Origin of the sequence: Aeromicrobium yanjiei, assembly GCF_009649075.1 — a bacterium.
Lineage (GTDB): Bacteria > Actinomycetota > Actinomycetes > Propionibacteriales > Nocardioidaceae > Aeromicrobium > Aeromicrobium yanjiei.
Genome location: NZ_CP045737.1, coordinates 2,807,448 through 2,833,323 on the forward strand (window position 1 = coordinate 2,807,448; position 25,876 = coordinate 2,833,323).

A 25,876-nucleotide genomic window follows, 5' to 3' on the forward strand; every position below is an offset into this window, starting at 1 on the left:
CATGAATCGTAGGACCGATCAGGCGCGCGACCGGTCGGTTCGGCCAACCGATCTGCACGATCTGCGGCTGCTGCTCGTGGCACCCACGATCGACAGCTCCGACGTGGGCGAGTCCTGGGTCGCCTACCAGTGGGCCGCGCACCTGTCGGAGCGGTTCGACACCACCGTCCTGACCTATCGCAAGCGCGGCCGCCCGAGCGCGGTCGCGCAGCTGCCGCACGCGCGGGTCGTGGAGTGGATGGAGCCGCGCGGCCTCGGCCGTGCCGAGCGACTCAACAGTCTCGCCAAGCCGGCGTACGTCCCGTTCCACTGGCATGCGAGACGATGGATCCGGGATGCGCTGGCACGCGGAGAGCGCTTCGACGTCGCACACCAGCCCCTGCCGGTCGCGATGCGATATCCCTCGCCTCTCGCCGGATTCGACATCCCGTTCATCCTGGGCCCGGTCGGCGGCAGCCTGGGCTCCCCCTCCGGGTTCGAGGACGGCGACACCGCCCCGTGGTACGTCGGCCTGCGCCGGATCGACCCGTGGCGCCTGCGGCACGACTGGCTCCTTCGTCGCACGTACACGGACGCGTCGATCGTGCTCGGCATCGCGCCCTACGTCGCGGATGCGCTGAGCGACGTGCCGGTGAGGGACCTGCGAATGATGCCGGAGACTGCGCTCGACGTCCTGCCCGAATGGCGACCGGTCCGCCATGGCCCGACCATCCACCTGCTGTTCGTCGGTCGCCTGGTGCGGACGAAAGGCGCCCGGGAAGCCATCCGCGCCATGGCGTTGCTGCGCGAGCACGACGTGGTCCTCGACGTCGTCGGCGACGGCTTCGACCGTGGCGAGTGCGAACGGCTGGCTGCCGAGCTGGACCTCAAGGGGCGCGTCCGCTTCCACGGGGCGCGGACCCGGGCGGAGGTGGAGCAGTTCTACCGCGCGGCGGACGTCTTCGTCTTCCCCAGCTTCCGCGAACCGGGAGGCAATGTCGTGTTCGAGGCGATGGGGCACCATCTGCCCGTCGTCACCTGCGATCGGGGCGGTCCGGGCGCCGCCGTCGACGACACGTGCGGGATCCGTGTGCCTGTCCACTCGCCCGATCAGCTCGTCCGGGATCTCGCCGAGGCCCTGACCTCACTGATCCTCGATCCCGCCCTGCGGACATCGATGGGGACCGCGGCCCGGTCGAGGGTTGAGCGTGTCGGGCTGTGGACGGGGAAGGTCGATGCGATCTGCGACCTCTACGCGTCGATCTGCCGGGAACCTGATGGTCCCGGCAGACCGACGACGCTCCAGCCTCAGCGGCCGACCGGGGTGAGGTCCTCGTCCCAGTAGTTGCCCGTCCAGGTGTTCCCCGGGTCCGAGAGCGTGAACGAGGCGACGACTCCGTAGTAGCCACATCGCGGCGAGAACTTCTTGCTGAACCGGTTGTCGACGAACCGGATGTTCGCCGTGGCGCCCTTCTGACCTGCGCCGCCGTAGACGCAGTAGCCCCCGCCGGCCAACAGGTTGTCCTCCACCAGGTTGTTCTTCTGGGTCCCGAAGTCCTGGTAGAACGCGATCGTGGCCGTCTGATCGAACTGGTTGAAGATCGTGTTGTGGCGGATCGTCATGCCCCCGCCGCCGTTGGAGGCGATCCCCACGTCGTGGGACAGACCCGGTACGGCCGCCATGTCATGGATGTACGAGTCCTCCACGAGGCCCCCGCCCGACGAGACGCCGGCGCTGCAGGCGTGGATGTCGACCCGCTTGACGGTGGGCTTGGAGTCTCCGATGTTGAAGACGCAGGCGATGTCCTGAGGAGTGCCCTCCGGGGTCCTGATCTCGGAGTCCACGATCGTCAGGTTGTCGGCGCCGGGTCGCACGATCACGACCCAGTCGGCCGATCCCGCGCCCCGCCCGCCGGTGACCCTCGTGTTCTTGATGGTGACGTTCTTGGCCGTCACGTTGATCTCGCCGGTGATGTCGAGCCCGTCGATGACCTGTCCGTCCCGCGAGGCATTGACCGAGTCGGACTTCTTGAGATCGACCCCGCTCGGGACACCGGTGTTGGTCGCGTCGGGGTATCCACAGGAGCTGGGGACCGCGGCGCAGCGCGTGCCTCCCGGTGTGGATGGAGCGGGAGTGGTCGGTTCGGGCTCCGCCGTCGGCGTCGGCTCGGGCTCGGTGGCCGTCGGCTCCGGCGTCGTGGGTTCAGCCGTCGTGGGCTCCGGAGTCGTGGGCTCCGGCGTGGGAGTGGGCTCGGGGGTCGGCGTCGTGGGGCCGTCGGGAACGTCGGGGCAGTGCCGCGACCAGTACCGGTGCCATCCGCTCCACCAGCTGTCGCCGTCCGCGTCGTCGTCACGGCATCCCCACCAGCCCGTCCCTCCGTCGTCACTCGCCGGTGACGACTGGGACTCGGAGCGATCACCCCCGTTGGCGAAGGCGGCCGAGGACCCGGTCGCGATCACGAGCACGAAACCGATGACGCACATCAGGCGGATGAGAGGTGTCCTGCGGTCTCCGGGCATGGAGACGTACTTGCGGATTGAGTGCATGAATCTGTCTTTCGGTCTGGGCCCCGGCCGTCGATTGGTTCAATGACTGCGCGGGCCCGACACCGCGATCCAACCCCAAAAACGTAACACCGATCGAGGAGACCTCAAACTTCTAGGGACACGTCGGAGTGCAGGACCGCCGCCTCATGCCGGCTCAGCCGCACTGCCGCGCCGGCCATGCCCAGCATGAGGAAGAACAGGCCCGCGGACATGGGGAAGCTCAGTCCGTCGAACACCGCGAGCGACGCGGCGCCCGCTGCAACAGCAGCCGCGAGGCCCTGCGCAGCCTGCCGCGGAAGCCCGTCACCCACGCGGCGCCGGGTCCGCAGGACGCACACCAGGGCCGTGACGATCAGCGCGACGAACGCCGCCAGTCCGACGATGCCCACCTCGATCAGCAGACCGAGGAACTGGTTGTCCAGGATCCGGTACTTCGGCAGGAACGTCGAGAATCCCCGGCCGAACAAGGGGGATTTCTCCACGAACTCGAACGCGATCGGATACGACCCGGTGCGCGACAGTGCGCTGCTGTCGCCGCCGATGCCGGTGAACAGTCCCAGCAGGCTCCCGAGCATCCCCGGAACCGTGATGTAGACACCGACCGTCATCACTGCCGCGCCTGCCGCCGCGATCCGTCGCGCGGCCGGGGGCCAGCTCAAGATGATGACCAAGCAGCCCACCACTGCCGACAACAAAGCGGACCGGGAGATCGACAGCGGCACCGAGATCGCCAGCGCGAGGACCGGGAACCACCGACGCAGCGCACCGCGTGACGTGTCGCTGAACGCGAGGGCGAGCGCCAGCGGCAGGATCATCGTGATCACCGCGCCGTACTCGATGGGATGCGTCGCCATGCCGCTCGGACGGGTGAAGCCTTCCCGCTCGGTCAGACCGAACATGGTGTGGTTGGACGACAGGCCGGGGATGCTGATGCCGTCCACCAACGGCTGTCCCGTCACGAACTGCGCGATGCCCAGGGTCGCCATGGCGCCGCCCGCAGCCACCACGCGGCGCAGCAGCACGTAGAGGCGCTCGAGACTCGGGATCCCGTCGTGGGCCACCAGGAGCACCCCGCCCCACCCGGCCACGAGCACCATCCCCAGCTGCGCGCCGCTGAACTCCTCACCGGCGATGGGTCGGGTCATCGCGGCGATGAAGCTGGCCGAGAAGGCGAACGCCATGAGGATGAACGCCCACCGCACCGGCTGGAACCCGTCCGGGTCCGGCTCCGACCGCTGTGCCCGGGACCAGATCCACCACGCCAGGCACCCGAGCCCCACGACCCCGGCAGGAGAGCCGGCGCCCCCCAAGGGGCTCAGGACCAGTCGCGACGGGATGCAGGTCAGGGCGATGAGGTAGACCGTGAGGACCGTGACGCCGTCAGCCTGCGGAGGACGGCGTCCCGCTCGAAGACGCTCAAGCGCCGCGACGCTCACGCGACCCCCGTCCCAGGCAGACGGAGCCGAGCACTACTTGTTGCCTGCCTTCTGCTTGTTGCCTGCCGTCTGTTCGGAGGGGGCGTCCATCGCGTCGGTCCGAAGAAGCAGCTCGGCGGACCTGCGCATCGTCCGGGTCAGCAACACCCCGTCGAGGAAGCCGATCAGCACGAACGCCAGGAACAGCCAGACCGCACCCGCCAGGGCCGCCATGCGGTAGCGCGCCTTGTTGATCGCACTCGGACCGTCGTCAGTGGGCACCTCGAGCGTGGTGATCTGCGAGTTCGCGCGGACACCGAGGGAGGCCTGCAGGCGCCGGAAGACGGTGGGCACCTCGGCCACGACAGCATCGAGCATCTCCTGTGCGCCCGCACTCGAGGAGTCCGTGGCCGTGATGACCAGGATCGGAGCACTGGTGGTCAGATCGGCGCTCACCTCGTACTCGCCGGTCGTGGCGGTCTTCGCGATCTGGTCGCGCGTGGCGTCAGCGTTCACCGCGCGCGCCAGCACGTCGACGCTCTGCTCCAGCCCGCCGAGATACAGGTAGGGGTTGCCGGACACCCCGGTCGTGGTCTTGGGCGGGACCAGCACGAGGCTGGACGTCGTCTGATAGGTGGGCGAGACGGCGCTGAGCGCGGCGAAGCACACCCCCACCGTGAGCGCGAGCGCGCCGAGAACCAGATACCAACGTCTCAGGAGGCTGTCGCCCAGATCGCGCAGATACATGTTCGCCTCTCGCCCAGTTCATCTCACTGTACGTACGAGACAACCCTTCCGTCCCAGAAACTGCCGAGAAGTCTCGACTGCGAAAAAACCCTGTCGCCGCAGGGCAGATCTGCGATACTTGGTCACACTTCTTGGAGGCGGATGTGACGGTGCTCGAGGTGCTGCGGACGCTCTGGCACCGACGCGTCCTGACCCTTGTGGGCCTCGTCGGCGTCGCGATCGCCATGAGCCTCGTGGCCGCCCACCAGGACGTCTACTGGAGCCAGGCCAACGTCGTGTTCCTCGAGCCGACCACCGACCAGCATCCCAACTCGCTGACCTCGGCGTCGGCCAGCCTTGTCGCCACAGCGGGGTACGTCGAGAAGATCGTCAACGCCGGCGGCCAGAAGCCCGCAACGGCCGCGAACGTGACGCTGTTGGGCCGCGGAGTTCGCGACGGCTACACCGTCGACCTCCCGGACAGCGGTGGTCAGTGGTCCCACAACTTCGAGCAGGCCATGCTCAGCGTGCAGGTCACCGGGCCCAGCGAGGCCGTAGTGCGGGCACGGCTCGATCGCCTGGTCGCCCGGATCCGCACCGTCGCGCGCGACATACAGGTCACGGCCGGCGTCCCTGCTGACGACACGATCCGGACCGATCTGGCTCCGACGAACCCGGGCGTCAACCTCGCCGGCGGGAGCCGGATACGGGCGGTCGGTGCGACGGCGCTCCTCGGTCTTGGACTGACCGTCTCCGCCGTGCTCGGGCTCGACCGTCTGGCCGCCCGCCGCAGCGGGAGACCCCGCCCCCCGAGAACGGTGACCTCCTCATGAGCTCTGCGCGCATCCTGGTCGTCTACGGCACCCGGCCCGAGGCGATCAAGCTCGCCACCGTCGTCAAGCGACTGACCGCCTCCCCGCACCTGGAGGCCGTGGTCGCGGTGACCGGACAGCATCGCGAGATGCTCGACCAGGTCAACACGTTGTTCGACATCGTCCCGGATCACGATCTCGACATCATCCAGCCACGCCAGCAGCTGCACGAGATCACGATGCGTGCCCTGGGCGGACTGACTGACACCATCCGCGCGGAGCGACCGGACGCCGTCGTGGTGCAAGGGGACACGACGACGAGCTTCGTCGCGGGACTCGCGGCGTTCTACGAGAAGGTCCCGGTCATCCACGTGGAGGCGGGGCTGCGGACCAGCGACCTGTACAACCCGTTCCCGGAGGAGATCAACCGGCGGCTGACCTCGCAGCTGACCTCGCTCCACCTGGCGCCGACCCCGCTGTCTCGATCGAACCTCATGGCCGAGGGCATCGCGCCCGAGAGGATCAGCGTCACCGGCAACACCGTCATCGATGCGCTCCTGGACGTGGTCAGCCGTCGCCTCCCCCATCTCGACCCCGCGCTCTCGGCCATCGACACCGCACCGGGCCGCCGCATGGTGCTGGTCACCAGCCACCGCCGCGAGTCCTGGGGCGAACCGATGGCCAGGACCGCCAGCGCACTGGCCCGTCTGGCATCGGCCTTCCCCGACGTCCTGTTCCTGCTGCCGGCGCACCTCAACCCGACAGTCCGGGAGGTGCTGCTGCCGCCGCTCACGGGATTCGACAACGTCGTCATCACCGAGCCGCTGAGCTACAGCGACTTCGCGCTCGCGATGGACGCCGGGACGATCATGCTGACCGACAGCGGCGGCGTGCAGGAGGAGGCGCCGAGCCTCGGCAAGCCGGTCCTCGTGCTGCGCGACACGACCGAGCGGCCCGAGGCGGTGACTGCGGGCACCGTACGACTGGTGGGGACGGACGAGGACCTCATCGTCGCGTCGGTCACCGAGCTGCTCACCGACGAGGCGGCCTATTCATCCATGGCACACGCCGTGAATCCCTACGGCGACGGCAAGGCCTCGGACCGCACCGTGCAGGCCATCGAGCACCACTTCGGCCTCGGCGATCGGCCGGAGGACTTCAGCCCGGCGTGAGCACCGGCCCCGGGGCGTACGCCTCGGGTCGCGGTCAGCGCCACACGCCCCGGGTGTCGTAGACGACCTTGCCCTCGAGCCGGGACCGGCTCAGCGACTTGAAGTGGTCGTGGTCCACGAGCAGCAGCACGATGTCGGCGTCGGCGATCGCGCTGGCGGCCGGCTGCAGCTGGACGTTCCCGTGCGACGAGAGCGACTGCGGGAGCACGTGGACGAACGGCTCGGCGACCCGGATGTCCAGCTCGGGCAGCACGCGTGCGATCTCGTCGACGATCGCGACCGCAGGGCTCTCGCGCAGGTCGTCGATGTTGGGCTTGTACGCGAGTCCGAGGCATGCGACGGTCGGCTCGCGGAACCGGGCGGTCTTGACGATCAGCTGCTCGGCCACGTGGTGGGGCTTGGAGTCGTTGATCGCGCGGGCTGCCCGGATCAGCGGCGTCAGCTCGGGCGATGCACCCACGATGAACCACGGATCGACGGCGATGCAGTGGCCACCGACGCCCGGGCCGGGGGTGAGCACGTTGACGCGAGGGTGGTGGTTCGCGAGCTTGATGACCTCCCAGACGTCCAGGTTGAGGTCCTCGCTGATGAGGGACAGCTCGTTCGCGAACGCGATGTTGACGTCCCGGTACGCGTTCTCGACCAGCTTGGACATCTCGGCGCTCGCCGCGTCGGTCAGGAGGATCTCGCCCAGGCAGAAGACCCGGTAAATCGAGGCGGCCTTGCGGGCGCACTCCTGCGTGATGCCGCCGACGACCCGGTCGTTCGTGATCATCTCGATCATGATCTTGCCCGGCAGGACCCGCTCGGGGCAGTGCGCGACGTGGAGATCGGGCAGCCCCTCCGAGGCGTGCGCGGGGTTGAGGTCCGGCCGCAGCTCCTCGAGCCACCGGCTCACGTTCTCGGTCGAGCCGGGCGGTGAGGTCGACTCCAGCACGATGATCTCGCCGCCGCGCAGCCGCGGTGCGATCTGCTCGACCGCCGCCCGGACGTACGACATGTCGGCCTCGTGGTTGTCCAGGAACGGCGTGGGGACGGCGATGATGAACGCATCCGCCTCCGGCGTCACGGTCGAGGCGGTGAGCGATCCCATCGAGACCGCGCCGCTGACCCCGACCGCGAGATCGGGCTCGATGAACGGCACCTGGCCGTTCGCGACGGCCTTGACGGTGTCCTCGTTGACGTCGACACCGACGACCTCGACCCCCCGGGTGGCCAGGGCGACCGCGGTCGGCAGCCCGATGTAGCCCAGGCCGATGATCGCGACGCGCCCCTCGAAGATCTCATTCATGTGCGGTGCCTTCCTTGGCGGTGGTGGGTGGGTCGTACGGGCGCGTCCGACTGATCCGCTCCCGGATCAGCAGCAGCACGAACGCGGTGTTGGTGGTGAGATAGCGCCGCCAGAGGCGGCCCGGCTCCTGCAGCACCCGGTAGAGCCACTCCATGCCCCAGCGCTGCCAGCGCTCGGGTGCACGCTTCGTGAGCCCGCTCAGGACGTCGAAGGACCCGCCGACGCCGTGCAGCACAGGGACGCCGAGGGACGGGCCGTGCGTCCCGAGGAAGATCTCCTTGTGGGGCGACGGCATCGCGATGAAGAGCATGTCGGCCCCGGACGCCGCGATGCCCGCCGCGACCTCGGCCGAGGCGGCGGCGCCGAAGTAGCCGTCCCGGCTGCCGACGACGCGGGCACCCGGCCACCGTCTCGCGACGGCCTCCTCGACCCCACGCAGCACGCTCGGCGTGGCCCCGAGGAGATAGACCGATCGGCGGTCACGGTCCGCGAGCGCCAGCAGCTGCTCGAACAGGTCGATCCCGGCGACGCGCTGGGGCAGCGGCTGCCCCAGCAACCGACTCGCCCAGACGACCGACTGGCCGTCGGCGAGCAGGACGTCGCACTCGAGCAGCGACTCGCGCAGCAGCCGGTCCGATCGCAGGTGGACGACCTTCGCGGCGTTGACGACACCGATGAGCAGGCGCCTGCGGGACTGCACCGCCTGATCGGCCAGCCCGATCACGTCATCGGCCGTCAGGGCGTCCACCCGCAGGCCGAACAGCTGCCGTCGGGGCGCCGGGCCGAGCAGCGCGGTCATGCGCTCTCACCCTGTCGCGGGGGCAGCCAGGCGTACAACAGCCAGCCCAGCTCGTAGGGTCGGCACTCGTGGTCGACGCGGCTGACGGGGAACGCCCGGTCGAGCCCCGGCACGTGCATCCCCGGGCGGATCGCGGTGGTGACGGCCGAGATGCGGCGTACGGTCTTGGCCCACTCCCGCCGCCCGGCCTTCCGCCAGATCAGGCCGAGGGACTCGGCAAGCAGCGGCTCGTCGACCTCCGGGTGGTCCTCGATCCATCGCAGCCCCCGCACGATCTCGGACGTGCGGTCGGTGCCGCCGGCGTCCGCGAGGTCGAACAACGTCATCGGCGCCATCGCGTGCTGGTGCACGCTGTAGACCGGGAACCGCTCGACCACGTCACCCGTGCGCACGTCGTAGTGCCACCACCACTGACCAGCTGTTCCCTGCAGCTCGCAGAGCCGATCGGCGGTGGCCTGCGCGGCGCGCACGAGCCCGGCGTCGCCGCGCGCCTGCGACAGCCGCGCGAGCGCCTGGATCGGGTAGACCTGGTCGGCGAACGAGCCGACGTGCCGCCGCCAGCGATTCTGCGAGTCCGCCGGCACCACGTGCGGGAAGATCCCGTGGGAGCCCTGGGCCGCGAGCAGCCTCGCGCTCATGGCCGTGGCCATCTCCAGCAGGTCCCCGCCCGCCGCCACGGCGGCCGTGACCATCCACGAGAGGGTGACCGTCGGCAGAGGACGTCCCGAGGAGACCTCGGCGCCGAGTCGTGCGAACAGGGCCACGTCGATCGTGCCCGCCACCTCTGCGACCGCCCAGGCGGCGATCGCGACGGCGCCCGGGTCCGCCTGCTCCAGCGCCAGCACCCCGGTGGCCCGGGCCAGCTCGGCCGCCGTCGTGCCACCGAGCACCGACCGCTGCTCCTCGACGGGGAGCCGGGACAGCCCGAGGGCCGCCATCGCCGCGTAGCGCAGGCTCGTCCCCTCCCGTCGCACCGGCGCGCCCGGCCCGTCCGAGCGCCTGACGGTCTGCGCGAACGCGCCGCTGTCGACGTCGTACGCCGACGGCAGCCCACGACGCGCGGCCTCGACGAGCCGGCGCACCTGTTCCCCGGCGCCGAGGCTCTCGATCCGCGCGATCCGGCCCGCGGCGCTCGGGGCGTCGCGCCCCTCCCCCTGCACGTCAGCGCTCATCGTCCTGCACTCCTCACGATCGACGGGGACCACGCCTGCTCGATGAAGATCGAGGGCTTGGCACCGGAAGTTGTCCTGATCCTCCAGATGTCGCTCACGCCGGTCTCGCCCTCGCGCGGCAGTCCGTACAGCAGCGAGTCGTCGTCGAGCCACTCGACCTGGTCGTCGACGTTGCGGGTCTCCCCGTCGAGGGTCACGGCCCGCCCGGAGGCGAGGTCGAGGACCACCATCTGCCAGTACGGCGCCGAGCCGCCCACGTCGTGCTTGAACGCGATCTGCGAGCCGTCGGGCGACAGCGAAGGGCATTCGGCCCCCTTGCGCAGGGTCGTGAGCGTTCGCGCGGACAGGTCGCCGCGCGCGAGGTACGTCGTGCCGCCGGTCGCGACCGTCGCGTAGAACGTGTCGTCGTCGCGTGCGAAGGTCACGCCCCAGATGTTGCGGTCGCTGGGTCGGACCGTCCTGCCGTCCACGACCAGCCGGAACTGCTCGAGATTGCCCAGGTCGCGCCCGCCCACCTCACGGATGTCCGTCGCGGTCGAGAAGCCCACCTGCATGTAGGTGTGCCCCGTGACGAACGAGGTCGTGGCCAGCAGGGTGCCGTCGGCCGAGACGCGGGTTCGGCTGGGGATGCCCGGCAGCCCCCAGGACTCGACCTCGTCCCACTCGGCGTCGAGCTGCACCGCCTTGAAGGTCGTCGCGAGGCCCCGCTTGGTGCGCAGGCAGCTCGCGGTGCCTGCCGCGGCGTAGACCCGGTCGCAGGCGACGTCGGTGAAGGCGCGGGGGCCGCGCGGGTCGGCGAGGCTCACGATCGACACCAGCCCGTAGCGCGAGCCGATCTCGGTGTTGCGGAACACCACGTGCGGCGCGCCCTCCAGCGAAGAGACGCGGGCGACCGCGACCTTCGGCGCGGCATCCGCGCGGGCCGACGCCCGGTTGACCGCGACGACGACGCACAGCCCCGCACCGATCACCAGCACCGTGGTCAGGCCGATGAACGTCGTCAGGCGTGCGCTGCCCGTCACGGCCATCGCCTCATGCCGAGACGCCCGGCTGGACACGGCGGACGGGTCCGCGCGGCTCCTCGGCCATCACGACGGCCATCGGATCGTCGTAGTCCATCAGCACTGAGAGGATCGAGTCGCCGGTCACCGCCCGGTGGGCCGACCACGTGATCTCCAGGCCGCCGTCCTGATATCCCTCGTCGGCATCGACGTACGCGCGACCGGCCGTGCCGGACAGATAGCTCGTCGCGTTGTACTGCTCCATGACCGACATCAGTCCGGCCGCGCCCCTGCCGCTCGGCGGACGCGCGATCGAGACCGGCGTGCGGATGTCGAGCAGCTCGCGGATACCGAGGATCAGCTGCAGGTTGAGCTGCCACAGGTGCTCGGTGTGGATGTCGTCGATCATGTCGAGGATCGCCGGGCCGTGGCGCGACCAGTGCTTGGCGTCGTCGTAGCGCTCGGTCACGACGGACGTGAGCACCTCGCGGGTCTCGCGGGGCAGGATCCTGGCCTCGGAGATCAGCGATCCGGCCGGACCCGCGACGATCGGGATCGAGGCCCAGCGGCCCCGCATCATGACCCGTCGCTGGAAGCCGCGTGGATGGATGGGGTCGAAGATCCTCAGGTCGAACAGGTCCGCCTTGGCCATCTTGTACCAGAATCCCGAGTACGGCAGCAGGTCCGCCTGGTGTCCAGCGATGATCATCGCCGGCCTCCCACGGCCTCACGCACGGGCCTCACCCGTGGGCCCGCGGACATCCGCACGACTGCGAACTGCTCAGCCCACGCGATGTGCCTCGACTGCCCCACGAGGGCGGCATTCCTTCGCAGCCCCCCGGCGAGCGGGGAGCCGTACTCGAGCGCGGCAGCGCACTTGCGCTCCACGTCGCGCTCGTCCAGCGGCTCGTGGATCGTCCACAGGACGTCCTCGGCGTAGTCCGCCACCTCGACCGCGCCCACGTCGTACGCGAGCACCGTCACCGGACGCCGGGCGCCGTAGCCGTACGGGGTCCGCAGGGCCCTCATGCCGGCCTCGTACGCCACCGCCCGGTCGTGGTGGTTCGACGGGAACGGGAGGTACACCGTCGAGGGCTGCACGGCAGTGAGCAGATCGGCCAGCATGCCCACCAGCAGGTCCATGTCCTCGCCGAGACGATGGCGCGAGAACCCGAGCACCGTGGCGGCCGGCCGGCCGAGCTCGAGCTGGGCGGCGAGGAACTGCTCGCGGCGCCGTTCGTCGGGCTCGGCGAGGATCGCGAGGGCCGCTTCGTCCGCGTGGCGGGCGAGCACTCCCCCGCACCCGAGGGTCTCGTCACCCACGTGTGGTGCGATGACGAGCCTGGTGGCTCGTCGCGGCGTACGAGGCACGCCGGTTCCTTGATCAGTCATGCAGAGGCTCCCTGGATGTGCGTGGCGGAGCCAGGTCGGATGGCTCCGTGCAATGCCCCCCGCACATGCACGGATCCGAGTCGAGCCCCAAGGTGATCGGCTCATTAGTGCACGGCCCGAGAAAATTTGCGTCAAAGCGAAATGCCCTGTCTCGTTCTCGCCGGCAAGCCCCTGGACGTGCAGGAGACTGCGCTGAACCAGGGGTTCTGCGCAGCCTCCCTCTACCCGCAGCGAAGCGACACCCTCGGGGCGATGACTGCCTCGCTCACGGAAGCTCTTCGCGCCATTTCACGTGCGTTGCTGCCGTGCAGACCATGATGGACCGACGCCGTCAAGGGAGCGTCAAACCGGGACGAACATCCTCCGGAGACCGGGCACTAAGTCACGATCTGGACAAAGTTCTCGTTTCTCCAACGCCCCAGAATTGTGGTCGTACTCTGGAAAAGTCCCAACTCAAGGACATGCCAAGGACGCAAGGAACAAGCCGAAGACGCAGCCAGCTGACTGCTCGAGAAGCCCGCGCCCGGGCATCCAGGTCGGAGGTTCGTCACATGCACGACCGCATCGAGATTCGTATGTTCGGCAGGTTGTTCGTCCGCAGGTCCAACGGCGAGGTCGTCGAGGCCGATGAGTGGAGCACCGGCAAGACCACCGATCTGCTCAGACTGCTCGCACTCAACAACAACCGAGCGGTGAGCCCCCAGAGCATCATCGACAAGCTGTGGCCCGACGTCGCCGAGGACAAGGCCCGCGCGAGTCTGCGCACCGCCGTGTCCCGGGTGCGTCATGTGCTCGACGAGCCGTGCATCGAACGTCATCTCGGCGGTCTCGTCCTGCGCAACGCCTGGGTCGACGTCACGGCGTTCCAGGCCGCGACGCACGATCTGAGCGCGGCGCTGCACGCCGGCGACCACGCGCGCGTCGTCTCGTTGGCCCGGGAGGCCGAGGCGCTGTACGTCGCGGACTTCCGCGCGCACGACGACAAGAGCTTCTGGGCCACGCAGACGCGCGACTCGCTGCTCCTGAGCCGGCAGTCGGTGCTCGCGGACGCCGGGGAGTCGGCCCTCAAGCTGCAGTGGATGCGCGACGCGATCGACTTCTCGACCCTTGCGGTCGCGGAGGACCCGTGCTTCGAACGGCCCCACCGCACCTTGATGCAGGCCCACAGCGCGCTCGGCGAGACCGAGCTGGCCCTTCGCGCCTTCGAGCACCTGCGCGTGTGCCTCCTGCAGGAGCTCGGCGCGGACCCCTCTCCCCAGACCAGGGCGCTGCACATCCAGATGCTCTCCTGCGAGACGCCCCCCGAGTTCACCCGCCGACCGTTCATCGGCCGTCGCGCCCAGGTCACCTCGCTCGCTGCCGACCTCCGCTCCGCGATCGCCTCGGACGGCTGCGACGTGATCTGCCTGACCGGGCCGAGCCGGTCCGGGCGCAAGGCCCTGCTCGACGCCGCCGTGGCCCAGGTCGAGCACGCCCACCTGCGTCATCTGATCGAGGACGGCCGCCGCTCGTCGGCGGCGGAGAGGCTCGCTCGCCTGGCCAGCGACCGCCGCTCGGACATCACGGTCTGGGGCCCGTCGAACCACGATGCGGTCTCGGACGTGGAGCTGCTGCGGACATTCCTCGCCGGCCTCGACCCACGCCTCCCCCGTGTCATCGCCGTCATCGCCTCCGAGGAGGCGGGCGAGCTCCTCGCGCAGCAGCTCGGGGGCGGCGCGGTCACGGTCCACCGCCAGACGGTCGGCCCCCTGTCCGACGCCGACCTGCTCGCCCTCGCGACCGTCACGCTGTCGGCGCCGCCGAGCCCGCGCCTGCTGGAGGAGCTCCGCGACCAGAGCGGATGCCTGGCCGGCAAGGCCGTCGCGATCCTGCGGGAGTGGATCGCGTCGGGCTGGATCATCTCGACCATGAGCGGCGTCGACCTCTACAACGGCGCGAACGCCTACACCGGGGGCTTCCCCGTCGGTGACTACTTCCGGACCATGCTCGAGCAGCTGTCCGTCGCGGAGACCGAGCTGTGCCAGCTGCTGGCCGTCCTGGACCGTCCCGCCTCGGGAGATGCACTGACGGACATCGTCGCTGCGGACATCGATCGGCCCGCGCACGTCCACGACCTCCAGTCGAGCCTCGACGAGCTCGCGGACCTCGGCATCCTGCGCGTCTCTCCGTGCGGCTACGAGATGCGCAACCGCGCGCTCCGCGACGCGTTCGAGCACCGGCTCCGGCCCGCGGTGAAGGCGCGGCTCCTGCGCCAGGTCAGGACCGCGGTGCCCCACGAGATCGCCGCGGAGGCGTGACCTCGCGAGCTGGCGTCAGGCCCGCGGCGGGGCGTCGAGGTCCCTGACCCAGACGTACGCCACGACCACCACGACGAGCAGCAGGCCCGCGACCGTGAGCAACGCCCGGTGGGGACCCATCGTGAACCACAGGAGACCGAAGCCGGTCGAGGCGACCAGGCGCGCGAGCGCCACGACTGTCTGGGCGCACGCGATGCCGCTCGCGCGCACCTCCGGCGCGGCCAGGCGCCCGGCGACCGCGGCCAGCACGCCGTCGGTCGCCGCGTAGAACGTGCCGAGCAGGAGCAGGGGCAGGATGACGACCGCGAGCCCGCCCAGCGGCAGCGCCGCGCAGACGTACGTCAGGATCAGCGCCACGTGGCCGCCGACCAGCACCCGCGTGCGACCCACTCGGTCGGCGATCCGGCCGAGTGGCACGGCGAGCGCGAGATAGGCCAGGTTCGTCCCGACGTAGAGCAGCGCGAACCAGGTGGCCGCGAACCCGCCCCGGTCCAGCAGCGCCAGATAGACGAATCCGTCCCCGACCGTGAGCAGGCCCAGCGCACCGGCCGCCACCAGGAGCTTGGTCAGCTGTGGATCGCACACCTGCCGCCAGCGGAAGGCCGGCGCAGTCCGGGCCGGCGAGGCCGGGCGAGTGAGCCGCTGGTCCGGGACGAGCAGTCCCAGCAGCGCCAGGCCGACCAGCGCGAAGGCCAGCGAGACGATCATGACGGTCGTGTAGCCGTCGGGCACCGCCCACAGGATCGCGAAGGCGATGAACGGCCCCAGCACGGCGCCGATCGTGTCGAGCGTGCGGTGCACGGCAAAGGCGCGTCCCAGGTGCGACACCGGGCTCGAGGCCGCGATCATCGCATCGCGGGGGGCGGTCCGGATGCCCTTGCCGACGCGGTCGACTGCGACGACCGCCGTGATCGCAGCGAACCCGCTCGCGACCAGCAGCCCGACCTTGGCCACGGCCGACAGGCCGTAGCCGAGGAAGGCGACCCACTTGGGATGCCCACCGCGATCGGCCGCCCATCCGCTCGCGATCCGAACCAGCGCGCTGGCTCCTTGGTAGAGGCCGTCGAGGAAGCCGTACGCGACGGGTGACAGGCCCAGCACGGTGGTCAGGTAGAGCGGAAGGATCGCCGCGACCGACTCCGACGAGATGTCCGTCAGCAGGCTGACCAGGCCGAGGGACACGACGACCGGCGCGACCCTGACCCGCTTGCCGCTCCCCTTGCCTGCCGCTGAGCCCCGTCCGCCCGCGGGACGGTCATTGACCGATATGTACACGTGTCATCCCCGCCTCGCGCCCGCTCGCCACGGCTCAGTCCTTCGCGCCGGCGCGGATGACACCGAACAAGGAATAGCCCGTGCGTCCGCTGCCCCCGGTGGTCGTCACGGTGAGGTGATCGCGGCCACGGGCGAACGCCGACGCGGTCGATCCACCCACCGCAGGGGACGGCGACTCGACGAAGCCGTACGCCGTGAGGATCCTGCGGTACCCCGCGAGGATCCGTTCGGGGGACCGCTCGTGCGTGGCCACCAGGGACACCTGGACCACGTCCGACCTCGAGGACACCCCGCTCGACCGCACGGTCGATCCCGGCAGGACGGGCAGCACCGCCAGTGGGAAGCCGGCCACGACCGCGCCGCGGCTGCTCGCGGTACGTGGTGACGACGTCAGCAGCGGCTTCTTCGACGCCTTCGCACGAGGGCGCTCGGGCGCCACCTCCTCGTCCGCCGAGCGCTCGGACGTCGACGGTCGCGACGGCATGATCTCCGACGCGTTCTCGTCGGCCGAGCTGCGCGTGTCGGCGCGTGCCGCGGACCGGTCCCGGGCCTGTACGTCGTTGGTGCCCCTGTCGCCGTCACCTCGGATCCCGACCGTGACCAGCGCGATCGCCACGACGGCCACCACGACGGCGGCCGAGAGTCGGGCGACTCCCGCGAGGCTCACACCGCACCGTCGCGGGTGAGGACCACGCGGGCGGTCCTCATGGCGATGAGCAGGTCGTCGCGCAGCGTCGCGTTGTCCACGTAGTCGATGTCCAGCCGGACGGATTCCGACCAGCTGAGGTTCGAGCGGCCGCCCACCTGCCAAGCGCCCGTCATGCCCGGCTTGGCGCTCAGGCGACGATGGACCCACTCGTCGTACGCCATCGTCTCCACCGGCAGGCTCGGTCGCGGCCCCACCAGGGACATCTGCCCCTTGAGGACGTTCACGAGCTGCGGGAGCTCGTCGATCGAGCTGCGCCGCAGGAATCGCCCGATACGCGTGGCGCGGGGATCTGCCGCCATCTTGAACAGCGGGCCCGCGGCCTCGTTCTCGGCCAGGAGCCCCGCGAGCAGCGACTCGGCGTCGACGACCATCGTGCGGAACTTCAACACCTCGAACAGCGCTCCATCGCGGCCGACGCGCGTCTGCCGGAAGAGCGCAGGGCCTGGAGAGTCCCGGCGGACCAGGACCGCCACGAGGGCCAGCACCGGCGACAGCAGCACCAGCAGGAGCGCCGCGGCCACCCGGTCGAGCAGACCCTTGCCCCACAGCGCCGGGCCCGATCGACCGCCCGGCCGCACCGAGAGCATGACCCGGTGGCCGATCACCTGCGGGACGATGCGGCGCGGCAGGATGCCGTCGACCTCTGCTGCCACCGAGAGCTCCACCGAGGTCTTCTCGAGCGACCAGCTCAGCCGGCGCACGTCGTACGCGGTGAGCAGCGGGCCGGGCGCGACGACGACAGCGTCCACCCCGAGGCCGGCCGCAGCCGCCACGACGTCGTCGATCGACCCGACCACCGGGACGTCGATGATCTGGTCCGCCCCGTCGCCCACGAACTCCGGAAGGCACACCCCCTCGACCCGGACGTCGGGGCACGACGCCCACTGGGTGATGAGCTGCGCGGCGCCGACTCGGCCGCCGACCAGCAGCACCGTGCGCGGGCCACGCGCGGCGCGGGCCAGCCACGCACCGGCCAGGAAGGCGACGGACGCGAGCAGCACGATCGCGAGCTCGGCGCGCGCCTGGCCCGGCGTCAGCCACGCGAACGAGGTGGCGGCGAGAAGGGCTGTGCCCGCGACCAGGCCGAGACGCTTGAGCGGTGCCGCGATGCTGACCGGCCCGAGGGACCGTGACATGACGAGGTCGTACGCCAGGGCCAGCACGACGACCGCCGCTGCCGTCCACACGACCGGCCCCCCGGCGCGCGTCAGGACCGCGGCGGCGGCGGTGCCCACGAGGCACGCGGACACGTACGGCTGGACCCGTGCTCTCGCCCACCGCTCGCCGGACCGTCGCAGGCCCGGGGCGAGCCCCGCCCAGCGTCCACTGACTGTCCTGGCGCGGCCGCCTGTCGACCCCGCGCCGAGTTCGACTGCCGTCACAGATCCACCCCACAGCAAGAGCCCGAATTGATTGCAGGGCCAAGCGTCGCGCGAGGTCGTCAAATATCCGCGAAACCCCGAAGGGCCGCAAGAATCAGCGGTTGAACGCGCTCTGGGTCTGCTCGAGCCCGACCGTGATCAGGCTCTCGACCGCGTCGGCGGCCTCCTCGACGTACGTCGGGAGGTCCTTGCGCTCGGTCGAGGAGTAGGGCTTGAGGACGAAGTCGTGCACGTCCTGCCTGCCAGGGGGCCGGCCGATGCCGACGCGGACGCGGTAGAAGTCGCCGGTGTCCAGCGACTGACGGATCGACTTGAGCCCGTTGTGGCCGTTGTCCCCGCCACCGCGCTTGACCCGCAGCATGCCGAAGTCGATGTCGAGCTCGTCGTGGATCGCGATCACGTGATCCGCGTCGATGCCGTAGAACTTGGCGAGCGTCGACACCGGGCCGCCGCTCTCGTTCATGTACGACCGCGCGCGGCCGAGGACGACCCGCTCGCCGGCGAGCCGCCCCTCGACCACGTCAGCGCGGCCGGACTTGTGCTTCTTGAACGATGCACCCATGCGGGCTGCCAGCACGTCGGCCACCATGTAGCCGATGTTGTGGCGCGTGGCAGCGTACGTCGGGCCCGGATTGCCGAGCCCGACGACCAGCCAGGTCACTCCGACTCGGCAACAGCCTCAGCCTCGGCCGGAGCGTCGTCGCTCTCCGACTCGGGAGCGTCGTGCTCGATGCCGGCCTCTGCCTCGGCCTCGGCGAGCTCGGACTCGAGCTGGGCCTCGGTCGGTGCGGCGGTGACGTTGACGATGAGCAGGTCCTCGTCGACCGCGAGGGACGAGCCCTCGGGCAGCTCGATGTCCTTGGCCAGGATCTGGTCGCCGGCAGTCATGCCCTCGATCGAGATCTCGAACGACTCGGGGATGTGGGTCGCCTCGGCCTCGATCGCGATCGTCGCGTTCTCCAGGACGACGAGGTTGCCGCTGACTGCGTCGCCGACGGGGAGGATGCGGACGTCGACGGTGACCTTCTCGCCCTTGCGGACGATGAGCAGGTCGGCGTGCTCGATGAAGCCCTTCAGCGGGTCACGCTGAACCTGCTTGGGGATCGCGAGGTGCTGCTCGGAGCCCAGGTCGATCGTGAGCAGGGCGTTCGCGTTCTTCAGGGCCAGCATGAGCTGGTGACCCGGGAGGGCGACGTGGACCGGGTCGGCGCCGTGTCCGTAGAGGACTGCGGGCACCTTGTCAGCGCGACGGATGCGGCGGGCGGCGCCCTTGCCGAACTCGGTGCGGGTTTCGGCTGCGATCTTGATCTCGGCCACGGGGAACTTCTCCTGATGAGTGCGTCATGGGGTGAAACAATGGTCTGTGGTCACCGGGCAAGGCGCTCGACACAGCACTCCTGTGGAGCGCCCTGTCGATCACGGTCCGCGAAGGACCCTCGCCGAGGCAACTGGGGCAGTCTATCGCAGCGTCCCGGGACGATGAAATCCGTGCTCTCACGGTGTGACCCACTCGTGCGGCCCCCGGCCGCGAAGTGGCCCCGCCGGGACCCGCGGTTGGGATACGCTGCGGCCATGAGGGCGTCTGCACTCCGCCCGCGCGAGCCGCAGCGCACCGCGATCAGCTTCGGAGCCAGCGTGTTCCGCACCCAGGCGCTCCTTGCCGGGGCCTTCGGGGTCGTGGTCTGCGTGACGCTGGCCCTGTCGGAGCGGCGCTTCGACGACAGCCCCGGCTTCTTCGCCGGCCTGACGATCGTCCTCTGGGCGACGATCGCGGCGGCGATCGTCCCGTGGCTGCGGCTGCCGGTGCACGCGCAGATCGCCCTCCCCCTGCTCGACATCTTCGCGATCGTGCTGCTCCGCAACGCGTCCCCGGAGAGCGGATTCGGCATCCTGCTGATCTTCCCGGCGATCTGGCTCGCGATGGCGTTCGGTCGCCTCGGCAGCGTGCTCGGTCCCCTGTTCGCGGGAGTCCTGCTGTGGGGTGGCGTCGCCCAGGCCCAGCTGGGCGTCGGACCCGCTGCGGGCACGTCGGCCGGCAGCGCTGTCGCGGCCGCGAGCCTCACCGTCACCCTGGCCTTCGTCAGCGTCATCACCCACCTGACCGCCGAGCGGGTCGAGTCGCAGCGAGTGCTGCTGCGGCGGCAGACCGCGATGCTCGAGAAGGCGCTGCAGCGCGCCCGCCGCCAGGAGGCGATCCTGCGGGAGGCCTTCGACGCGGTGGAGTTCGCGGTCATCAGCCTCGACCTGGACGGCACCACGCTGACGACGAACCGGGCGACCCGCGCCCTGCTGTCCCACCTCGGGCTGCCGGACGACACGCCCTGGGAACGCTATCCCCTCTACCGCGCGGACCGGGTCACCCCCGTTCCTGCGCAGGAGATGCCCCACCTCCGGGTCATGCGGGGCGAGACCGTCGACAGCGAGACGTACGTCATCGGGCACCGCACCGGGACCCGCTTCACGATCCACGTCACCGCCCGCATGCTGCGCGACGAGAGTGGCGAGGTCGACCGCGTCGTGCTGGTGCTGCGCGACGTCTCGGCCGAGGTCCGGGCCATCGCGGACCGCGACGACCTGGTCACCTCGATGTCGCACGAGCTGCGCACCCCGCTGAGCTCGGTGCTCGGCTACGTCGACCTGGCGCTCGAGGTCGACGGGCTCCCGGACGAGGCCCGCTCGATGCTCGACATCGCTCTCGTCAACACGCAGCGGCTCAACTCGCTGGTCAACGACCTGCTCTCCGCCCGCTCCAGGAGCCCCGAGAACGCGATCACCGTGAGCCTCCAGGACTGCGACATCACCGCGATCGTGGTGGAGTCGATCGACGCGCAGCGGATCATCGCGAGCGAGCGGCTGATCCCGGTGAACCTCGTGACCGACGGCGGGACCGTCCGGGCGCCCGCGGATGCGTTCCGGCTTCGCCAGGTCGTGGACAACCTGCTGTCCAACGCGATCAAGTACAACGACATCGGCGGCCGGGTCACGGTGGCCGTCCACGACGTGGTGCGCGACGACGGGTCCGAGGCCGTCGAGATCCGGGTCAGCGACACCGGGCGCGGCATGACGCTGGACGAGCAGAAGGGACTGTTCGAGCGGTTCTACCGCGCCGAGTCGGTCCGCGGCTCCACGACCCACGGCACGGGCCTCGGTCTGGCGATCTCTCGCGAGATCGTCGTGATGCACGGAGGGGCGATCGAGGTCGCGAGCGAGCCTGACCGCGGCACCGAGGTCGTCGTGACGCTGCCGAATCGGCCCGCCGCGCACCCATCTGCTGTCCGTACGAAGGAAGCCTGACATGGACCTGGACATCGACCTCACCACGCTGCTCGTGGCGTGCGCCCTCGCGCTCGCCACCGTGACCACGGTGTTCACAATCACCGCGGCGCTCCGGCACAACGACGAGTCCAACCGCACGTGGGTCGGGGCATTCGCAGCGGCCCTGTGTGCCACTGGGCTCACCGCGATCTACGGGCTCGACCGCTCGACCCCGGCGGCGGTCGTCGCGACGATCGACGCCTCCTGGGTCTTTGCGACGGGTGCCCTCTGGGCCGGCTGCCGTCTCCTGGACGGTCGACGGCGCTCGCTGATCCTGGTGGTCCTGCTGGTCGGCCTCGCAGCGGCCGCGCCCGCGTCGCTCGGCGGCCCGGACCCCGATCTCGACGTGGTCTCGATCGTGCGGCTCGGGCTCTCGGGGTTCTTCGCGTGGCTCGCCGCGACCGAGCTGATGCGTGGGCCGATGCGGCTCAACCTCAACGCCCGCATCCTGCAGACCACGCTGCTCGTCGTGGGGGGCTGGTTCATTGCCGCCGCGGCACTCTTCGCAGCGGGCGAGGACGGCGGGCGACCGGGCCAGGCGAGCACGATCCTGCCCTTCACGGCGATCTTCGTGGTGGCCGCGATCTGCCTGTCGGCGCTGCGAGTCGAGCGCTCGGGCAACTGGTGGTCGGTCAGCGTCGAGTCACGCCGGCAGTCCGATCTGCCGGTGCTGGCCGCGGAGTCCTTCCGCGAGGACGCCCGGGACCGGGTCGAGAGAGCCGCACTCACCGGCGGGCAGGTCGGCCTCGTCCTGGCCGAGATCAGCGATCTCGACGAGCTCAACTCCGCATTCGGCCGTGATGCCGGCGACCGGGCGCTGATCCACTTCACGCAGGTGCTGCGCTCCCACGTCCCCGCCTCGGCGCTGATCGGCTACCTCGGTGCCGGCCGGTTCGCGGTCCTCGTCGACTCCGCGATGTCCGGCGCCACGGCGCTGGTCGTGTCCGCGGTGCGCACCGGCCTGGTCGAGGAGTCGCTCGGCGAGCGCCTCGAGATCCGTACCGGCGCCCGCTTCGGCACGAGCGGCGGCATCCAGGTCGCCCCCACGTTCGAGGGCCTGCTCGCCGATGCGACAGCCGACCTGGACCGGGTGCGCGTCCTCGACGGCTGAGCCGGGTGCGCGAGAACTGCGCAAATCCTGAGCAGACCTTGTGCCAACGCTGACCCAAGCCTGACCTCGGCCCGCGACGATGGCGGGGAGGGACCCGCGCACGGGTCCGCGGCCGCAGGGAGCAGGAGCAGCACGTGAACGATGATGGCATCGGCTACGCCGACCACGCACCGACGTTCGATCCGGTGATGGACCACTACGCGCAGCAGTTCATGGCCGAGATCGAGTCCCTGCCGACCTTCAAGTCGACCGTCGGATGCGTGATCCCCGCGTACAACGAGGAGGACGCCATCGCCGGCGTGCTCGACTCGCTGCTCGCCCAGACCCTCCTGCCCGACGCGATCCACGTGATCGTCAACAACACCTCCGACGCGACGGTCGAGATCGCCAGCCACTACGCAGGCCTGCACACGCGCGGCGAGGGTCGCGACGAGCAGATGACCGAGATCTTCGTCCACGACATCGGCGAGAACCCCGACAAGAAGGTCGGCGCGCTCAACTACGGCTACACACTGGTCGAGGGCATGGACTACCTCCTGGGCGTGGACGGTGACACGACCGCCGACCCCCGGGCGGTCGAGTACCTCGTGCAGGAGATCCAGGACGATGAGCGCATCGGCGGCATCTCCGCGATCTACAGCATCGACGACAGCGGGCTAGACACCCTGACGAGCAAGTTCCTCATCGCCGGGCAGCGCGCCCAGTTCGCCGCGTTCAACATGCAGAACCTCCTGCGCGGCCGCAACATGGCGGTGCTCGGCGGCCAGTTCTCGATCTTCTCGACCGAGGCCCTGCGCCGGGTCGTGGCCCAGACCCACCAGCGCTACCCGTGGGTCCGCGACAGCGAGATCGAGGACTCCCTGCTCTCGCTGCAGATCAAGAGTGCGGGCTACCTGACCAAGATCAGTGCCCGGGCGCGTGCCAACGTCGGTGGCATGACCACCCTGCGGTCGCTGGACGCCCAGCAGGTCAAGTGGAACACCGGGGCGATCGACCTGATGTGGCCCGGCCAGCGCGGTGACACGAAGGGGCAGCCGTTCCACCCCAACCTGCGCCTGCGCTGGTTCGAGAACATCTCGATGGCGACCAACGGCTTCACCCGCATGATCTTCGGCTTCCTGCTCATCAGCTCGCTGCTGCTGCACGCGTACGTCTTCGCCGCCCTGTGGCTGGTGCCGACGCTCATGGCAGCGTTGCTGAACGCCCGCATCGCCCACGCGATGCACAACCGCAACCGGCGCGACTACCTGTTCGCCCTGCTGGTGCTGCCTGCCGAGATCTACATGTGGGTGCGCCTGGGCCACTTCGCCCGGTCGTGGGCCAAGTTCGCCTCGAGCTCGCAGACCGACAACTGGGCGCTGCAGGCCAAGGCCGAGAGCGGCGGAGGCGGCCCCGCCCACCTCGCGCCCGTGGCGATCGTCGTGGTCCTTCTCGTCGCCGCCGTCGCCATCTGGTCGCAGTTCACGACCGCGGTCCGCTCGGACATCCTGCTCGCGGGCTGGACCGTCCTGGGCGTCGTCACGATCCTGCAGACCGCGTGGATGGCACTCAAGCTGCTGAAGCGTTACAAGGGGTTCACGGCATGACCTCCTCCCCCACCGTCCGACCCGTTCCCCCTGCCACCAGGAGCCTTCCCGTGCACACTTCCCTCCGCCGCCGTGCGGCCGCCGCGATCGCGCTGACCGCGACGCTCCTCCTCAGCGGCTGCGGCCTCAGCGACTTCGCCGCCCAGGACCCCGAGCCGGTCGCGACGAAGCCCACCGCCTCCCCCACCCCGGCGTTCGACTCACAGTTCACCCGCGACGGCACGTTCCAGTCGCACGTCGACATCGACGGCATGGACTTCGTCTACACGCTGTGGCCGACCAAGTCGACGCCGCGGACGAACCTCTGGTTCCCCAAGGGCAACAAGTACTTCTCGTTCACCCTCCAGGCATACGACCTCGACCAAGACCTGCGCGACAAGTTCTCGACCAAGCGCAAGGTGTGGCTGGACCGGATCCGGGTCGAGTCCGAGACCACGACGAAGTCCGGTGCGGTCGAGCGGCCGTACGATCTCGATGCCACGGCCTCGCGGATCACCTTCGACCCTGAGCCCGTCACGACCAAGCGCGGCATGCTCATCACCTCACCCAAGGGAGCGTTCGAGCTGCGCAACCAGAAGATCGGGACGCTCGCGATGGACACCAGCGGGCTCAACCTGATCTTCCGCGCGACGGTCCACATCCAGCGCTCCGCAGGCTCCAAGACGTACTACAAGGAGACGATCCGCCAGCGCGTGCCGATCGCGATCTTCGCCTCCGACCAGGAGACCGTGGCCGCCAAGATCCCGATCGACGCCAACTGATCGGCACCAGCACACGACGAAGGGCCCCCGCCTCGTGGCGGGGGCCCTTCGTGGTCGTGCAGGTGAGGCGTGCTCAGACGGGATCGCGGTCGGAGGCCAGTCGGTAGCCCACGCCCCGGACCGTCTCGATGAATCGCGGCGTCGAGGACGAGTCGCCGATCTTGCGACGCAGGTTGGCCAGGTGGACCTCGACCGCACGCTTGTCGGCGTCGTTGACGTAGTAGGTCGTCACGTAGCTCTCGCCGCGCAGCATCAGCACGAGGTCGGCCTTGCTGCGGACCCGGCGTCCCGTGCTCAGCAGGGCAGCCAACAGGTCGAACTCGCTGCGGGTCAGGTCGACGCTTCGTCCGTCGACCTCGGTCATGCGGGTGCTGGTGTTGAGCCGCAGTCCGCGGTGCTCGAGCCAGCCGTCGCTCGACGGGACAGGAGCCTCGGCCGACAGAGCATGGCCGGAGATCCGCACCGGCGCCGCGTGGGCGACCGCAGCGGCCGGGGGCAGCTGCACCTGTGCGGCCTGCTGCATCTGGGCGGCCTGCTGGACCTGCACGGCCGGCTGGACCTGCGGCAGGGGCGCGGGAGGCGCCGCGGAGAAGACGGGCTCGGGTGCCGACGCGGGGACGAACGGCTCGGAGGCGGCGGGCACGCGGATGCGGTCGGCCTGGACCGGCGCCTCGGCGGGGCTGGTGACGCCCGCGCGCTCGCGCGGGCGGCGCATCATCGTCTCGATGCGGGCGCGGAGCTCACGAGGACGGAAGGGCTTGAGCAGGTAGTCGTCGGCTCCCGAGTCGAGCCCCTGGACGATGTCGATCTCGTCGGACAGCGCCGTCAGCATGACGAGGTAGGTGTTGCTGAACTCGCGGATGCGCTTCGCCGCGGCGAAGCCGTCCATGCCGGGCATCGACACGTCGAGCGTCGTCAGCACGGGGTCGTGCAGGCGCACGGCCTCGATGCCGTCGGCTCCGTTGGTCGTCATGATCGTCTGGAAGCCGCTCTGGGTCAGCACGGTCTTCAACAGGTGCCGGACGTCAGCGTCATCCTCGATGATCACCGCGATTTTTTCTGCGTTCATGCAGCGATCCTAGGGTGAACAGATCTTGTCCGTAGCGAAAAACAAACTGAGGGACGGGAGGCGAA

Annotated in this window: 23 protein-coding genes; 8 read left to right on the plus strand and 15 right to left on the minus strand. The window is 70.0% G+C overall.

What is annotated here, in order from left to right:
• Position 1 precedes the first annotated feature (1 nt).
• Positions 2–1,324 (plus strand): glycosyltransferase family 4 protein, encoded by a 1,323-nt coding sequence (locus tag GEV26_RS13755; RefSeq protein ID WP_153653934.1) that lies wholly within the window; start codon positions 2–4, stop codon positions 1,322–1,324.
• On the opposite strand, the gene GEV26_RS13760 is transcribed toward GEV26_RS13755, so the two are convergent.
• The 3 genes from GEV26_RS13760 to GEV26_RS13770 form a co-directional block, all read right to left on the minus strand.
• Complete coding sequence (locus GEV26_RS13760; RefSeq protein ID WP_153653935.1) at positions 1,288–2,526, minus strand: right-handed parallel beta-helix repeat-containing protein; 1,239 nt, start codon at positions 2,524–2,526, stop codon at positions 1,288–1,290. The genes GEV26_RS13755 and GEV26_RS13760 overlap by 37 nt on opposite strands.
• 104 nt (positions 2,527–2,630) lie before the next feature.
• Positions 2,631–3,962, minus strand: a complete 1,332-nt coding sequence (locus GEV26_RS13765; RefSeq protein WP_153653937.1) for an O-antigen ligase family protein — start codon at positions 3,960–3,962, stop codon at positions 2,631–2,633.
• 33 nt (positions 3,963–3,995) lie between these two features.
• Complete coding sequence (locus tag GEV26_RS13770) at positions 3,996–4,688, minus strand: YveK family protein (RefSeq protein ID WP_153653939.1); 693 nt, start codon at positions 4,686–4,688, stop codon at positions 3,996–3,998.
• A 143-nt stretch (positions 4,689–4,831) separates the two neighbouring features.
• Between GEV26_RS13770 and GEV26_RS13775 the strand changes: the two genes are divergently transcribed.
• Positions 4,832–5,500, plus strand: a complete 669-nt coding sequence (locus GEV26_RS13775; RefSeq protein ID WP_153653940.1) for a hypothetical protein — start codon at positions 4,832–4,834, stop codon at positions 5,498–5,500.
• Positions 5,497–6,651: a non-hydrolyzing UDP-N-acetylglucosamine 2-epimerase gene (gene wecB / locus GEV26_RS13780; RefSeq protein ID WP_153653942.1), complete on the plus strand. Its 1,155-nt coding sequence runs from the start codon at positions 5,497–5,499 to the stop codon at positions 6,649–6,651. Before GEV26_RS13775 ends, wecB begins: the two co-directional genes overlap by 4 nt.
• 34 nt (positions 6,652–6,685) lie before the next feature.
• Here wecB and wecC read toward each other — a convergent pair whose 3' ends face one another.
• From wecC to GEV26_RS13810, 6 genes are read right to left on the minus strand one after another with little or no spacing between them, the layout of a single operon-like run.
• Positions 6,686–7,942: a UDP-N-acetyl-D-mannosamine dehydrogenase gene (gene wecC, locus GEV26_RS13785; protein ID WP_153653944.1), complete on the minus strand. Its 1,257-nt coding sequence runs from the start codon at positions 7,940–7,942 to the stop codon at positions 6,686–6,688.
• On the minus strand, positions 7,935–8,741 hold the full coding sequence (locus GEV26_RS13790; protein WP_153653946.1) for a WecB/TagA/CpsF family glycosyltransferase: 807 nt from the start codon (positions 8,739–8,741) through the stop codon (positions 7,935–7,937). The genes wecC and GEV26_RS13790 overlap by 8 nt, the downstream gene beginning before the upstream one ends.
• A complete protein-coding gene (locus GEV26_RS13795) occupies positions 8,738–9,913 on the minus strand; it encodes a hypothetical protein (RefSeq protein ID WP_153653948.1) in 1,176 nt (391 codons plus the stop codon). Before GEV26_RS13795 ends, GEV26_RS13790 begins: the two co-directional genes overlap by 4 nt.
• Complete coding sequence (locus GEV26_RS13800; protein WP_194839864.1) at positions 9,910–10,935, minus strand: TolB-like translocation protein; 1,026 nt, start codon at positions 10,933–10,935, stop codon at positions 9,910–9,912. The genes GEV26_RS13795 and GEV26_RS13800 overlap by 4 nt, the downstream gene beginning before the upstream one ends.
• A 10-nt stretch (positions 10,936–10,945) precedes the next feature.
• Positions 10,946–11,623: a WbqC family protein gene (locus GEV26_RS13805; RefSeq protein ID WP_153653952.1), complete on the minus strand. Its 678-nt coding sequence runs from the start codon at positions 11,621–11,623 to the stop codon at positions 10,946–10,948.
• Positions 11,620–12,306 carry a PIG-L deacetylase family protein gene (locus GEV26_RS13810; protein WP_153653954.1) on the minus strand — a complete coding sequence of 229 codons (687 nt, stop codon included), beginning with the start codon at positions 12,304–12,306 and terminating at the stop codon, positions 11,620–11,622. The genes GEV26_RS13805 and GEV26_RS13810 overlap by 4 nt, the downstream gene beginning before the upstream one ends.
• Positions 12,307–12,857: 551 nt before the next feature.
• On the opposite strand from GEV26_RS13810, the gene GEV26_RS13815 reads away from it, so the two are divergent.
• Entirely contained in the window at positions 12,858–14,603 is a 1,746-nt protein-coding gene (locus GEV26_RS13815) for an AfsR/SARP family transcriptional regulator (RefSeq protein ID WP_194839865.1), read from the plus strand.
• A gap of 15 nt (positions 14,604–14,618) precedes the next feature.
• Here GEV26_RS13815 and GEV26_RS13820 read toward each other — a convergent pair whose 3' ends face one another.
• The 5 genes from GEV26_RS13820 to GEV26_RS13840 all read right to left on the minus strand — a co-directional run bounded on the left by GEV26_RS13820 (position 14,619) and on the right by GEV26_RS13840 (position 19,286).
• Positions 14,619–15,878, minus strand: coding sequence for an MFS transporter (locus GEV26_RS13820; RefSeq protein WP_153653958.1), 1,260 nt, complete (start codon positions 15,876–15,878; stop codon positions 14,619–14,621).
• Positions 15,879–15,912: 34 nt separating this feature from the next.
• The gene (locus GEV26_RS13825; RefSeq protein WP_153653960.1) at positions 15,913–16,545 is read right to left on the minus strand and encodes a hypothetical protein; all 633 of its coding nucleotides are present in this window, start codon (positions 16,543–16,545) and stop codon (positions 15,913–15,915) included.
• The gene (locus GEV26_RS13830) at positions 16,542–17,969 is read right to left on the minus strand and encodes an exopolysaccharide biosynthesis polyprenyl glycosylphosphotransferase (protein WP_194839866.1); all 1,428 of its coding nucleotides are present in this window, start codon (positions 17,967–17,969) and stop codon (positions 16,542–16,544) included. The genes GEV26_RS13825 and GEV26_RS13830 overlap by 4 nt, the downstream gene beginning before the upstream one ends.
• Before the next feature lie 94 nt (positions 17,970–18,063).
• A complete protein-coding gene (gene pth / locus GEV26_RS13835) occupies positions 18,064–18,630 on the minus strand; it encodes an aminoacyl-tRNA hydrolase (RefSeq protein WP_153653964.1) in 567 nt (188 codons plus the stop codon).
• Positions 18,627–19,286 carry a 50S ribosomal protein L25/general stress protein Ctc gene (locus GEV26_RS13840; RefSeq protein ID WP_153653966.1) on the minus strand — a complete coding sequence of 220 codons (660 nt, stop codon included), beginning with the start codon at positions 19,284–19,286 and terminating at the stop codon, positions 18,627–18,629. The genes pth and GEV26_RS13840 overlap by 4 nt, the downstream gene beginning before the upstream one ends.
• 255 nt (positions 19,287–19,541) lie before the next feature.
• On the opposite strand from GEV26_RS13840, the gene GEV26_RS13845 reads away from it, so the two are divergent.
• From GEV26_RS13845 to GEV26_RS13860, 4 genes are all read left to right on the plus strand, one after another.
• The gene (locus GEV26_RS13845) at positions 19,542–21,263 is read left to right on the plus strand and encodes a sensor histidine kinase (protein WP_194839867.1); all 1,722 of its coding nucleotides are present in this window, start codon (positions 19,542–19,544) and stop codon (positions 21,261–21,263) included.
• Between the two features lies 1 nt (position 21,264).
• On the plus strand, positions 21,265–22,395 hold the full coding sequence (locus GEV26_RS13850) for a diguanylate cyclase domain-containing protein (RefSeq protein ID WP_153653969.1): 1,131 nt from the start codon (positions 21,265–21,267) through the stop codon (positions 22,393–22,395).
• Between the two features lie 134 nt (positions 22,396–22,529).
• The gene (locus GEV26_RS13855) at positions 22,530–23,981 is read left to right on the plus strand and encodes a glycosyltransferase family 2 protein (RefSeq protein WP_243838764.1); all 1,452 of its coding nucleotides are present in this window, start codon (positions 22,530–22,532) and stop codon (positions 23,979–23,981) included.
• Positions 23,982–24,031: 50 nt separating this feature from the next.
• Positions 24,032–24,742 (plus strand): hypothetical protein, encoded by a 711-nt coding sequence (locus GEV26_RS13860; protein ID WP_153653971.1) that lies wholly within the window; start codon positions 24,032–24,034, stop codon positions 24,740–24,742.
• Between the two features lie 73 nt (positions 24,743–24,815).
• Here the strand turns inward: GEV26_RS13860 and GEV26_RS18085 are convergent, their stop codons facing one another.
• Positions 24,816–25,811: a response regulator transcription factor gene (locus GEV26_RS18085; protein WP_153653972.1), complete on the minus strand. Its 996-nt coding sequence runs from the start codon at positions 25,809–25,811 to the stop codon at positions 24,816–24,818.
• Positions 25,812–25,876 lie beyond the last annotated feature (65 nt).

What these genes read in the sequence shown, in the direction of transcription:
- GEV26_RS13790 (WP_153653946.1), bottom strand. Translation starts at nt 8,741, where the DNA reads ATGACCGCGCTGCTCGGCCCGGCGCCCCGACGGCAGCTGTTCGGCCTG.
- wecB (WP_153653942.1), top strand. Translation starts at nt 5,497, where the DNA reads ATGAGCTCTGCGCGCATCCTGGTCGTCTACGGCACCCGGCCCGAGGCG.
- GEV26_RS13760 (WP_153653935.1), bottom strand. Translation starts at nt 2,526, where the DNA reads ATGCACTCAATCCGCAAGTACGTCTCCATGCCCGGAGACCGCAGGACA.
- GEV26_RS13810 (WP_153653954.1), bottom strand. Translation starts at nt 12,306, where the DNA reads ATGACTGATCAAGGAACCGGCGTGCCTCGTACGCCGCGACGAGCCACC.
- GEV26_RS13815 (WP_194839865.1), top strand. Translation starts at nt 12,858, where the DNA reads ATGCACGACCGCATCGAGATTCGTATGTTCGGCAGGTTGTTCGTCCGC.
- GEV26_RS13755 (WP_153653934.1), top strand. Translation starts at nt 2, where the DNA reads ATGAATCGTAGGACCGATCAGGCGCGCGACCGGTCGGTTCGGCCAACC.
- GEV26_RS18085 (WP_153653972.1), bottom strand. Translation starts at nt 25,811, where the DNA reads ATGAACGCAGAAAAAATCGCGGTGATCATCGAGGATGACGCTGACGTC.
- GEV26_RS13850 (WP_153653969.1), top strand. Translation starts at nt 21,265, where the DNA reads ATGGACCTGGACATCGACCTCACCACGCTGCTCGTGGCGTGCGCCCTC.
- GEV26_RS13805 (WP_153653952.1), bottom strand. Translation starts at nt 11,623, where the DNA reads ATGATCATCGCTGGACACCAGGCGGACCTGCTGCCGTACTCGGGATTC.
- GEV26_RS13770 (WP_153653939.1), bottom strand. Translation starts at nt 4,688, where the DNA reads ATGTATCTGCGCGATCTGGGCGACAGCCTCCTGAGACGTTGGTATCTG.
- GEV26_RS13795 (WP_153653948.1), bottom strand. Translation starts at nt 9,913, where the DNA reads ATGAGCGCTGACGTGCAGGGGGAGGGGCGCGACGCCCCGAGCGCCGCG.
- wecC (WP_153653944.1), bottom strand. Translation starts at nt 7,942, where the DNA reads ATGAATGAGATCTTCGAGGGGCGCGTCGCGATCATCGGCCTGGGCTAC.
- GEV26_RS13845 (WP_194839867.1), top strand. Translation starts at nt 19,542, where the DNA reads ATGAGGGCGTCTGCACTCCGCCCGCGCGAGCCGCAGCGCACCGCGATC.